The organism is Holdemanella hominis, assembly GCF_014306155.1.
GTDB classification, from domain to species: domain Bacteria; phylum Bacillota_I; class Bacilli_A; order Erysipelotrichales; family Erysipelotrichaceae; genus Holdemanella; species Holdemanella hominis.
Genome location: NZ_JACRWH010000004.1, coordinates 47,973 through 60,588 on the forward strand (window position 1 = coordinate 47,973; position 12,616 = coordinate 60,588).

The following is a 12,616-nucleotide window of genomic DNA, read 5'->3' on the forward strand; positions in this document are numbered from 1 at the left end:
TCGAAATAATTATGTTATAATTAAAAATACTGAATAAGGAGGTTTTATTAATGAAACAAACAATTCAATGGAAAAACAAATCCATCCAAATTGATATTGGTTTGATTCTAATTCTTATCCTTTTTGGTATGACAAGTTGTTTTGCACTATACAATTCTTTTAACCTGATAAAATTTGGAAGCGGAAGTTCCTACTTATATCGTCAATTATTTTGGTTTATTGTAGGATTTGTCGCAATGTTTTTCCTTTCAATTCTTCAAAACAAAAAAATATATTCATATATGGATATGGCCTATAAAATTTTAATGCTATGTCTTATTTATTTATTTTTCTCACGCTTATTATTTAATTTAGTGGGTATCACACTTCCTTTTGCCAGTGAAGTTAATGGTGCTATTTCATGGTTTCAACTGCCTTTGATTGGTAGTTTTCAGCCAAGTGAATTTATTAAAATTGTTTTAATTGTTTTAGTCTCACAAATTATTGTTGATCATCAAAATGCACATCCAAATCCAACACATAAAGATGACTTGATGTTGTTGTGGGAAATCGCAAAAATATTATTCCCCCCATTATTTTTGATTATGATGCAGCCAGATACTGGTGTTTGTATTATTATCGTATTCAATATTTTCATTTTAGTCTGTTGTAGTGGTATACGCAAAGAGTATATTATTGGTATTTTCGCCTTTATAGTTATTGTCGTTGGAACCTTCTTATTCTTATATTTCGAATACCCTAATATTCTTGCTTCATTTATATCTTCATACAAACTACAGAGAATTGATGCATGGTTAGAACCAGAAAGTAACATTCGAGGTAGTTCGAACCAGTTATATACTGCGTTATTGTCATTAGGTAGTGCCGGATTAACTGGATATGGGTTACAAGCAAATATCGTCTCTATTCCAGAAGCACATACCGATTTTATCTTTGCTGCTTTTGGACAATGCTTCGGCTTTATTGGAACCACATTTATCTTATTATTATGTTTATTATTAGATATTTATTTATGTAAAATAGCTTACGCAACAAAAAATAAAAAAGATCGATTTGTTGTAATCGGTATTATCGCAATGCTGCTATATCAACAACTACAAAATACAGGGATGATTGTTGGGTTACTTCCAATCACCGGTATCACATTACCGTTGATTTCTTATGGAGGAAGTAGTATTCTTTCTTACTTCATTTCATTCGCAATTATTTTAAACATTTCACCGGCAACAAAAAGAACGATTCGTTTGAATCGTTCAAAAAGACGTAAGTTAATTAATATAAATTCTTAAGTCGAGTCAAATATGAATAAGTACGGTATCTAGCGAATCGTACTTTTTTTGTGCTCGAATGAATAATTATTTCAGAAATTGATTCTAAATCTCTTTCTAAGTGATCATAACATACATGTGCATAGGCCAGTGTATCTCCTCTAACTCCTATTTTTCGCATATCATTCATAATATATGGATTTTTTAAAGAATGATGGTTCTTATGTGAGATAGGCATGATTTCACAAAGTTGTAAAACCTTTAAACCTGGATCCACAACAGCTCCTTTAAGTGCTCTATTCACAGCAGTAGAACCAGATTGTGTGCTCACACAAATGCCTGAGCCTTGACTACTTTCAAAAAATTCATCATCTATCGAAATATCAAGTACCAATGTTTTAGCTAAACTCTCAATACGAACTTCATTTAATGCGTATAATGTTTCATTAACTTGAGGAAGGTCCATTTGAAGTAAATTAAACTCTTCAATTTTTGGCTGGTTATGTTTTAAATCATAAACCAAATGATCCACTTCATCTTGTGTATAATCGGTAAAAAAGCCTAAATTCCCTGTATGTATCGCAACGAATTGAATTTCATCCAATCTATCTATATAAGTGTGAATTGCTCTTAATAGAGTACCATCTCCTCCAACAGAAAAAATAACTTCAGATTTTTCATCATCATATTCCCATCCAATATCTATACATTTTTTCTTTAGAGTTTCTGCAACTCTTTTTGAGTTATCGTCTCCTCTGTCTACTATACTGAAACGCATCAAATCACTTCCTCTTTTGTTAAATCTATTGTAACATATTTATGGGTGATATGAATGTACGATAATATTGAAAGAGAATTGAAATTATTGATTAATGAAAATATTTATAATGAATTACTCCATTCATATGATTTTCATAATCCAATAACACAGACAAATACATACTTTGACACAGAGAATCAGGATGTAAAAAAACAACATGGCGCAGTCCGGATTCGAACAATTCAAAATAAAAAAATATTCACATTAAAAATCAGAAAAGATGAATACACACACTATGAATTCGAAAAAGAAATATCTGCAGAAAATATTAATGAGATTGAAGATCCAGAAATATTAAATTGGTTCAACCAATATCAAATTCCCAAAAATTTACATCCGACAGCTAGTTTTACTACATTAAGAAATGTATATGCATTTGAAAACGGAGAATTATGTTTAGATAAGACATATTATAAAAATCATACAGATTATGAAATTGAGTATGAATACACATCCGATCATGATGGAATCCATTTTTTTAATTCTATATTAGAAAAATATGGTTTAAAATGGGCAAAAAATTGCCCTGGCAAAATTGCTAGAGCATTAAACGATTAAAATTTATGTGTTAAACGATAGAAGAAGGATTTAGAATTATATTCTTCTTCTTTTTTCTTATAATTTTCAATTTCTTCTTTATTTTTATTATAAAGTTCTTCTACTTCTTTTAATTTCTGATTTTCAGATTCTAATTCAGAAATTTTCTCATCTTTCGTTTGTGTTTCTAATAGGAAAGTTTGTTTACTCTTTTCGATTTCTAATTTAAGCTTTTCTTGATATAATTGTTCAATCTGGACTTGTGCCTTCTCTTTTTCTTCTATAATGGCTTTAAGCTTTTCATTTTCAAATCTAAGTTCCATTTCAACTGTAGATAATTCATGTTTTTCTTTCCTAAAATAAGTAGATAATCTTTCAACACCTTCAGCCTTAATTGTAATACGACGAGTGGCTGGATTTTTGTATTTCCAATCTTTATCTGGATTATCTTTTACCAATTTTGCAATTGCTTTATCTACTGTATTTCTTGATTTATTGAAATGTTGGCATATCTGCGCAATATCCATATCATAATATACATCAATTGCTGATGCTTCTTCAGGCATATTCACGTCCCCTTCCTATGAAATTCATAATAATAATCTAACGAGTCACGATAAGTCTATCATAGTTTTGTCAAGAATGCTATACCTATATATGAATTTCCTATATTATTTATTACTTTTAAAATACCATTTATTTTTTCATATATTTCTCACATGAACCTTCATATATACTTATTTATTAAAATCACATACGATTTCATATTTTATATTTTCACATCTGTATCACATGAATTTAATTATTTCATTCATATTTAAATTTTATAATTCATATGATTTAAAATATTTAATAAATCGTTTCATATGATTAATATACATAACGTTTTATATTCATATGAACGTCTTCATACACATTTTTTAATTCATATTTAAATTCATATCCTTTATTTTTTATTTTTATTATTTTCACATGAATGAGATTTTATAAAATATCGGTATGAAATATCATATATATTTCATATGAACGCTCAGAAGTCCGTTTTTTGCAGTTCTTTCTCTCCATGTGATAATTAGGTGAATAATCTTTATTTAAAGCATTTTTATACTATGCTATATGATTTCACTATATAGTGTACTATTTTATTCATATGAATGATGAATTCTATATGATTTTTGCACTAATATTCATATATTTATAAAAAATCGTATGAAATATCATAAATACTTCATACGATTAAGCATATTTACGAACTTTTACGTCCTTCAAACGCTTTTAACAACGTCATAGCGTCTGTATAGTCTAAATGACTACCTACAGGGATACCATGGGCAAGTCTGCTTACCCTACACTTCCCTTCTAATAATTTAGATATATATAAAGCAGTTGTTTCTCCTTCTACTGTAGGATCTAGAGCCAATATAACTTCTTCTGTTCTTTCATTCACTCTATTTAAAAGAGTCATTATATTCAATTGATCAGGTAATACTCCTTTTTGAGTGTTGATCAATCCATCTAGTACATGATATACACCATTATATTGCTGCATAGACTCTATTACTGATATATCTTTCGGATTTTGTACCACGCATATGATATTCTGATTCCTATTAGAGTTCTTACAAAATTCACAAAGCTCATCTTCTGTTAAATTACCACATCGCGTACACTTCTTTACCTTCTTTTTTAAATTTACTAGCGTTTCTGCCAATTCAGATATTTCTTCATCAGACCACCCTAATACAGTAAATGCATATCTCTCTGCCGTTTTAGCACCTACTCCTGGTAATTTCTGAAATTCATATATTAAATCATCAAATGTTTTTGGGTACATGCTTCACCTTCTAATCTTCTTTTATTTCTATATTAGGAAACAAACTTTTCATATGATCTTCAATACTCATATTATTTTCAGATTCTGCGTCTTTTCTTTTTAAATGAACTTGAAATGGTTCTGGAAGATTACCACTAATCATTCTTTCTTTAAACTCATCCAGTACGCGAGATTGTTGTGTCTTATCCAATGCGAATACTTTCTTTGCTTTTCCTAATAACACTTCCATGAAATCTTCATATCCATAATTCAGTTCAAATTCATTTATTTGTTTCGCAAAGATTTCACTAGATACACATACGACAATATAATTAGATCCACTAGCCATAATAGTACTATTTCTCAATGTAGCCGCATATTTTCCAAATTCTAAACTTGATATGAATTGTCCTATATTATTGAACTTATTCGTATCAATACTTCTTTCCATCTTTGTAGCTCCAACTAACAATTGAATGACAAATTCATCGTTTAATATGATTTTATTATTTTTATTTTCTGACTGTTTTAATGTTTCACGTGAAACATCAGAAATTTCAGATTTCTCTAAAACCCCATTATTATCATCTTTTTGAGTGTTTTTCTCAATTATATCTGAGTCATCAGAAGTATCGTCATATGATGTTTCATAGTTTTCTTCTTCCTCTACCTCTTTAAAATCATTATGATCTGAATCAATAATATGTGTTTTCGATTCATATGAATAACTTGAAATCTTTAATAAAGAGGCTTCTAAGTAATCTAGTGCGTTAGATGCATATGTATATTTATTATATGTATCCATCAATTCTTCCATACACTTAATTCTGAAATTAATAGGTGCTAATTTGAAATATTTCCGAATCATATCTTTGTTCATATCTGAAACTAGAGTTGAATTTTCAGAATAATCTAAAATCAGACTATCCTTCAACATATGAATAAAGTCTGCTGTCAATCGTTTAATATCCATTCCCATATCTGAATATTTCTGAATATCTTTGACAAAACTATCTACATCTTTTTTATATACTGAATAAAATAATTTTCCAATATCTTCAGATGTTACGACACCATAAATTTTACGAATATCATTCACATCAATATGAGATGAACAGTATGCAACACATTGATCCAATATGGATAACGCATCTCGCATTCCTCCATCAGCCAATTGAGCAATTAACGTTAATCCATTCTCATCAATTTCAATTCCTTCGTTTTTACAAACAACAGATAATCTATATTTAATGTCATGCATACTCACTTTATTAAAGTCAAATCTTTGACAACGAGAAATAATAGTTGGTAAAACTTTATTAGGTTCTGTAGTCGCAAAAATAAAAATTACATGAGCAGGAGGTTCCTCGATTGTTTTTAACAATGCATTGAATGCTCCAGATGTCATCATATGAACTTCATCAATAATATAAATTTTATATTTTCCCTGCATTGGAGCATACTTCACTTTATCAATCAGATTTCTTACTTCATCTACACCATTGTTGCTGGCGGCATCAATTTCAATAATATCTGGATGACTTCCATTCGCAGCCATTTTACAGTTCTCACAAACTCCACAAGGAGCATCTTGATTATTCGTACAATTTAGTGTCTTCGCAAATATTTTTGCGATTGAAGTTTTTCCTGTTCCTCTAGGACCACAGAATAAATAAGCATGAGCAATACGATTTTGAACAATCGCATTTTTCAATGTCTGAATTATATGTGTTTGTCCAACAACTTCATCAAAATTCGTTGGTCTATATTTTCTATATAACGCTTGATATGCCATTCGTAAAATCCTTTCTATATGTTTATCTGTATCTTATTTTATCATAGTTTTATCTATTTTATAGTGCAATCTAAGAACACTCATGACTAAAGTCACGAGTGTTCTTAGATTGGCAAATGTTAGATAAATAATTTAATAATAAATGATAAATATAGTGCTTTAAATATATACAGATGTTATAATATTGATGAGAAAAAAACGTATGGAAGTTGTTAAAGGAAGAGCTATGTCTATTCAATACAGTATCATATCGTATGGTGTGTGAAGTATCGTCGTTATGTCTTGAATGGACAGGTCGCAACAAATTTAAAAGAGCTGCTGACTCAGATTTCAAAGGATAATGGTTTTCAAATCTTGGAAATGAATATGGAGGAAGATTACATCCGTATGCTGATCAATTGTACGCCGCAGCATTACATTCCAAATATTATAAAAGCTATGAAGGGTGTATCAGCCAGACTCTTGATGAAAGAGTTTGGGGATGATCTAAGATCCAAGTTATGGAGTGGACATCTATGGAATCCTTCTTATTTTGTAGCTACAGTTTCTGAAAATACAGAAGAACAGATTATAGAGTATATAAGAAGTCAAAAAAGAAAATAGCGAATCAAAGAATGGATTTTATCAACAAACTATCTACTAGAATCATTACAGAATACGACATCATCTGCATTGAAGATTTAAAAGTAGAGAACATGCTTAAAAACCACAATCTAGCCCAGTCTATATCGGATGTATCCTGGTCAAAGTTCACCACACAGCTAGAATATAAAGCCCAGTGGTATGGAAAAGTGATCAAAAAAGTAGACACATTCTATGCGAGCAGTCAAACCTGTCATTGTTGCAGATATAAGAATGAAGAAACAAAAGATTTAAAAGTAAGAGAATAGACATGTCCAAAATGCCATGCAGAACATGACAGAGATATAAATGCATCCATCAATATATTGATGCAAGGTATATTAGCAAATTAGCTAACAACAAAAACAACCGCAGGAACTGCGGGGATAGCTTGGTAAGAAAGGTTTCGATAGAAGCCTGTTCCCAAGAATCTGTCACTTCAGTGATGAGAGGTTCAATTGGTTGAAATAGGGAAGTGCAATATATATGAAAAGCAGAAATCTTTCAAATTTATGATTTCTGCTTCTTTTTCATATCTCTTTTCTTCTTAAAAAAATGTTTTAATAAATCTGAACATTCTGATTCAAGAATTCCTTTTCTATATTCAGGATGATGATTAAATTCAGACACTTCAAACAAATTTGTACATGTACCCACACAGCCACCTTTAGGATCTGAAGCTCCATATACAACTTCTTTAATTCTAGATTGTATAATCGCACCTGCACACATAGGACATGGTTCTAAAGTTACATATAATATGCAGTCCTCTAATCTCCATGTATTTAATTTCTTACATGCTTTTTGAATTGCCATAATTTCTGCGTGTGCAATGCTTTGTTGTAAAGTCTCACGCTTATTATATCCACGAGCAATAACTTTATCATCTTTCACAATGACACATCCAATTGGAACCTCATCATAGCTTTCTGCTTTTTTAGCCTGCTTGATAGCTTCCTTCATCCATTTCACATCATCCATACTCATATCCTCAAAAATAAAAAACTACTACACATGATGGAGCTTACTTAAGGCTGCTTCGTTCCCGACCTGACCTGATTCATAAGACATCATTGTAGTAGCTAAGTTATTATATCAAATCCATTTTCAATTCGCAATAGAAAAAAGCTGTCAAAGACAGCTTTTAAGATTAACCAATTTTCTTTTTACCACCCATGTAAGGTTGTAATACTTCTGGAATCAAGATTGATCCATCAGCCTGTAAATTGTTTTCTAAGAATGCAATCAACATTCTTGGTGGAGCAACACAAGTGTTGTTTAATGTATGCGCAAAGTACTTTTCTCCATTTTCACCCTTAACACGAATCTTTAAACGACGTGCCTGAGCATCTGTTAAGTTAGAGCAACTTCCAACTTCGAAGTATTTCTTTTGACGTGGAGACCACGCTTCAACATCCACTGATTTACATTTTAAATCTGCCAAATCACCTGAACAGCATTCCAATGTACGTACTGGAATATCTAATGTTCTGAAGAATTCTACAGTATTCATATATAATTTTTTAAACCATTCCATACTTTCTTCTGGCTTACAAACAACGATCATTTCTTGTTTTTCAAATTGGTGAATACGATACACACCACGTTCTTCAATACCGTGAGCTCCTTTTTCTTTACGGAAACAAGGTGAGTATGAAGTATAAGTATATGGAAGATCTTTTTCTTCAAGAATTGTATCCTTGAATTTACCAATCATAGAGTGTTCACTTGTACCAATTAAATACAAATCTTCACCTTCGATTTTATACATCATACCTTCCATTTCTGCAAATGACATTACTCCATCAACTACTGAACTACGAATCATATATGGTGGAATTACATAAGTAAATCCTTTTTTATCAATCATGAAATCACGAGCGTAATTTAAGATTGCTGAATGTAGACGAGCAATATCTCCCATTAAATAGTAGAATCCATTTCCAGCTACACGACGTGCTGCATCCAAATCAATACCACTTAAACGTTCCATGATTTCAGTGTGATAAGGAATTTCAAAATCAGGAACAACAGGTTCTCCAAATTTTTCTAATTCAACGTTTTCACTATCATCTTTTCCAATAGGAACACTATCATCAATGATATTTGGAATCTGCATCATTTTTTCAGTAACAGACTCTCTTAATTTAATTTCTTTTTCTTCCAAAGCTGTTAACTCGTGAGCAATCTCAGCAATTTGTTGCTTAATTTCTTCAGCTTCTTCTTTTTTACCTTGGCCCATCAACTTACCAATTTCTTTAGAAATCTTTTTACGATTAGCACGTAAATCATCCGCATGTTGTTGTGTTTGGCGAAGCTCTTTATCCTCCATTAACACTTCATTTACTAAAGGCAATTTGTAGTCTTGGAACTTTTTCTTAATGTTCTCTTTGACAATGTCCGGATTTTCACGGACAAATTTCATATCTAACATGATATCCTCCTCTGCATAAAAAAAGAGACACTCGCACCCATAAAGGGACGATGTCTCGCGTTGCCACCCTTTTTACCATATATATACATATATGATCTCTTAACATGATAACGGTATGTACCGGATCAAACTACTAGTTTCATTCGATCACTCTAAGGTGCTATTCAATTATTCATATCAGTATTTTCACCAGCCATACTGTCTCTAATTAATATATGGAATAATCTACTTATCCTTATCTTTGTTTTCAACACATTTATACCATTAATACAAAGCTAAAGTCAACCGCTTATTCTGTGAAATAGCCACATTAAATCGGATTTATCGTATGATTCTACTTATCTACAAATCATATTTAATGTTACGACGATATAAAGTATCAAAATATAAGAAATCCATCTGTAATCCATTCCTATAAACAGTAAAACTAAATGAATAATAGTAAGCCTAGTAGAGAAAAGAAAGCAAAAATTCGTTTTGATGTTTCTGTATAATACAAATAATATAAGCCAATTACAGATATCACAAAAACATCTACAGTACATAAAGAACCTATAATATTTTCATGACCAGAAATATAAATACATGCAGCGACAAAGATCATATATACGAAAGCAATTATATCTACAGTTCTATCTTGTCTACAACTTTCCATTTTGTATACATCAAAATTGCAGATTATATTTGCGACTTATTCATTCCACTGATTATTTTTCACCGCAAACAGTGAGAATTTGCATATCTATTATATTTACATTTTTCACTCTTTTTTTGTCTACATTATATATTTGGATTATTTCTATCTGATTTATCATATGAAAAAGGAGTAAAATCATAATTTTACTCCTTGCATACTTTATTCTTCTGTGTTTTCTTCTGATTCTGCTTCAGGCTCTTCATGATCTACCAATGTCATACGCGTTACTTTCGCATCTCCATTTAAGTTGATCAATCTTACACCTTGTGTATTTCTTCCGTAGATTCCTACATTCTCTAAAGCTACACGGATCATGATTCCATCACTCGCAACAATCATCGCATCTTCTTTACCAGTAACCGCACGCATACACATTAGCTTACCTGTCTTTTCTGTGATATTAATTGTGCTAACACCTTTTTTACCACGAGAAGTCAAACGATAATCTTCGAACTTACTACGCTTACCATATCCATTTTCAGAAACAACAAGAACTGTGTCTCCTTCACTTGATAGTGCAGCACCTACAACTTCACTGCCATCACAATTGAATCCTAATACACCGCTTGCACTACGTCCCATGATACGAACTTGATCTTCATTGAATCGAACAGCTTTACCATTTGATCCAGAGATAATTACTTCATCTTGTCCTGTAGTTAATTTCACAAAACGCAATTCATCATCTGGTTTTAAACTAATCGCAATCTTACCATTACGATTGATATTTTCAAATTCAGATACAGATGTACGTTTCACAATACCATTCTTTGTAACGAATAATAATGTTTCACTTTCATCATCCTTAGGAACAGCTACAAGAACATTAACTTTTTCACCTTTTTCCAAAGTCATTAAATTCACAATTGGAATACCTTTAGATGTTCTAGATCCACTTGGAACATTGTATCCTTTTAATCGATATACACGACCCTTATCTGTAAACAACAACAAGAAATCATGTGTCGACATCGAAATCATAGTATCGATAGAATCCTCTTCATTTAATGTCAATGATTTGATTCCACGACCACCGCGATTTTGAGCACGATATGTATCTACAAGCTGACGCTTAATATATCCAGACTCAGTTAATGTGATAATTACATCTTCCACTGGAATTAAGTCTTCATCTTCCATATCAACAGAAGCATCACTAATTTCAGTTCTTCTTTCATCACCATATTTCTGATCAATTTCAGTTAAATCATCACGAATGATTTGAAGAACACGATCATGATTTGCCAAGATATCCTTCAAATCTTCAATCGTCAATAATAATTGTTGATATTCATTTTCAATCTTATCTCGTTCCAATCCAGATAATCTTCTTAACTGCATTGCCAAGATAGCTTTAGCTTGAATCATGCTCAATCCAAACGCATCACATAAATCTTGAGATAAACCGGCCTCATCTTTTTTAGAACTACGAATCATATGAATAACTTCATCGATATGATCCATCGCAATTCGTAAACCTTCTAAGATATGTGCACGATCTTGTGCTTTCTTTAACTCAAACTGTGTTTTTCTTACAACTACATCAACCTGATGATCAATATAATCATGAATAATATCTTTTAAAGGCAATTGTTTAGGACGACCATTTTCAAGTGCCAACATATTGATACCAAATGAAGTTTGAAGTGGTGTTAATCTAAACAACTGATTTAAAATTACTTCTTCCTGCGCATCCTTCTTTAGCTCCATTACAATACGAATACCTTCACGGTTACTTTCATCGTTTAAATAAGTAACACCTTGAATTGCTTTATCACGAATTAAAGAAGCCATTTTAGTAATTAAGTTTGCCTTATTGACCTGATAAGGAATTTCATAGAAAATAATCTGTTTCTTTCCGTTTGATAATTCTTCGACACGATACTTAGAACGAATCATAATGGATCCACGTCCTGTTTCAAATGCTTGACGAATACCTTTACGACCCAAAATGATTCCTCCAGTAGGGAAGTCTGGTCCTTTAATTACTTCCATTAATTGAGGAACTGTAATATCCGGATCATCCATTACCGCAAAAATGGCTTGAATTGTTTCTGATAAATTATGAGGTGGAATATTTGTTGCCATACCAACCGCAATACCCACAGCACCATTGATCAACAAGTTTGGAATACGACTAGGCAGCACAACCGGTTCGCTTTCTTCTCCATCATAGTTTGGAATAAAATCAACCGTATCCTTTTGAATATCACGCAGCATCTCCATAGAGATTTTTGACATACGAGCTTCCGTATAACGCATTGCCGCAGCTCCATCTCCATCTAGAGAACCAAAGTTTCCATGACCATCCACTAATGGATATCGATAAGAGAAATCCTGGGCCATACGAACCATCGCATCATATACAGCTGTATCCCCATGAGGGTGATACTTACCAATAACTTCACCAACAATACGTGCACTCTTTTTATGTGCAACACCTGAAGTAATTCCCAATTGATTCATCGCATGCAAAATACGACGATGAACTGGTTTCATACCATCACGAACATCTGGTAATGCACGTGAAACAATAACAGACATTGAATAATCTAGAAAGGCTGTACGCATTTCTTTGGATATTTCAACATCTTCTACATAGTCATATCGCTTATTTTCTTCTTCCATAAG

General features: G+C 31.7%; 10 protein-coding genes, 1 other RNA gene, 2 pseudogenes and 1 other annotated feature. Of the genes and pseudogenes, 4 read left to right on the plus strand and 9 right to left on the minus strand.

What is annotated here, in order from left to right; all coding sequences use genetic code 11:
- The first annotated feature begins 50 nt into the window (after positions 1 to 50).
- A complete protein-coding gene (locus H8911_RS02210; protein WP_117925512.1) occupies positions 51 to 1,289 on the plus strand; it encodes an FtsW/RodA/SpoVE family cell cycle protein in 1,239 nt (412 codons plus the stop codon).
- On the opposite strand, the gene H8911_RS02215 is transcribed toward H8911_RS02210, so the two are convergent.
- A complete protein-coding gene (locus H8911_RS02215) occupies positions 1,273 to 2,046 on the minus strand; it encodes an NAD kinase (RefSeq protein WP_186998576.1) in 774 nt (257 codons plus the stop codon). The genes H8911_RS02210 and H8911_RS02215 overlap by 17 nt on opposite strands.
- Positions 2,047 to 2,100: 54 nt before the next feature.
- Here H8911_RS02215 and H8911_RS02220 point away from each other — a divergent pair, with 54 nt between their 5' ends.
- On the plus strand, positions 2,101 to 2,646 hold the full coding sequence (locus H8911_RS02220; protein ID WP_186998577.1) for a CYTH domain-containing protein: 546 nt from the start codon (positions 2,101 to 2,103) through the stop codon (positions 2,644 to 2,646).
- Here the strand turns inward: H8911_RS02220 and H8911_RS02225 are convergent.
- From H8911_RS02225 to dnaX, 3 genes are all read right to left on the minus strand, one after another.
- Entirely contained in the window at positions 2,643 to 3,191 is a 549-nt protein-coding gene (locus H8911_RS02225; RefSeq protein WP_186998578.1) for a hypothetical protein, read from the minus strand. The genes H8911_RS02220 and H8911_RS02225 overlap by 4 nt on opposite strands.
- Before the next feature lie 680 nt (positions 3,192 to 3,871).
- Positions 3,872 to 4,459 carry a recombination mediator RecR gene (recR, locus tag H8911_RS02230; RefSeq protein WP_117925506.1) on the minus strand — a complete coding sequence of 196 codons (588 nt, stop codon included), beginning with the start codon at positions 4,457 to 4,459 and terminating at the stop codon, positions 3,872 to 3,874.
- A gap of 10 nt (positions 4,460 to 4,469) precedes the next feature.
- Positions 4,470 to 6,233 carry a DNA polymerase III subunit gamma/tau gene (gene dnaX, locus H8911_RS02235; protein WP_186998579.1) on the minus strand — a complete coding sequence of 588 codons (1,764 nt, stop codon included), beginning with the start codon at positions 6,231 to 6,233 and terminating at the stop codon, positions 4,470 to 4,472.
- A 219-nt stretch (positions 6,234 to 6,452) separates the two neighbouring features.
- Between dnaX and tnpA the strand changes: the two are divergent.
- Positions 6,453 to 6,836 (plus strand): annotated as a pseudogene (gene tnpA / locus H8911_RS02240) (IS200/IS605 family transposase); the annotation flags it as partial.
- A gap of 11 nt (positions 6,837 to 6,847) precedes the next feature.
- Positions 6,848 to 7,207 (plus strand): annotated as a pseudogene (locus tag H8911_RS02245) (RNA-guided endonuclease TnpB family protein).
- 157 nt (positions 7,208 to 7,364) lie between these two features.
- On the opposite strand, the gene tadA reads toward H8911_RS02245, so the two are convergent.
- From tadA to gyrA, 5 genes are all read right to left on the minus strand, one after another.
- Entirely contained in the window at positions 7,365 to 7,841 is a 477-nt protein-coding gene (gene tadA, locus H8911_RS02255; RefSeq protein WP_199519615.1) for a tRNA adenosine(34) deaminase TadA, read from the minus strand.
- Positions 7,842 to 7,853: 12 nt separating this feature from the next.
- Positions 7,854 to 7,939: signal recognition particle sRNA small type (ffs, locus tag H8911_RS02260), an RNA gene on the minus strand.
- 65 nt (positions 7,940 to 8,004) lie between these two features.
- Positions 8,005 to 9,288: a serine--tRNA ligase gene (gene serS, locus H8911_RS02265; RefSeq protein ID WP_117925499.1), complete on the minus strand. Its 1,284-nt coding sequence runs from the start codon at positions 9,286 to 9,288 to the stop codon at positions 8,005 to 8,007.
- Positions 9,289 to 9,328: 40 nt separating this feature from the next.
- Positions 9,329 to 9,539 (minus strand) — a binding site (T-box leader).
- 176 nt (positions 9,540 to 9,715) lie between these two features.
- Positions 9,716 to 9,943, minus strand: coding sequence for a hypothetical protein (locus tag H8911_RS12330; protein ID WP_217285014.1), 228 nt, complete (start codon positions 9,941 to 9,943; stop codon positions 9,716 to 9,718).
- 201 nt (positions 9,944 to 10,144) lie between these two features.
- Positions 10,145 to 12,613 carry a DNA gyrase subunit A gene (gyrA, locus tag H8911_RS02270; RefSeq protein ID WP_186998581.1) on the minus strand — a complete coding sequence of 823 codons (2,469 nt, stop codon included), beginning with the start codon at positions 12,611 to 12,613 and terminating at the stop codon, positions 10,145 to 10,147.
- Positions 12,614 to 12,616: the final 3 nt, after the last annotated feature.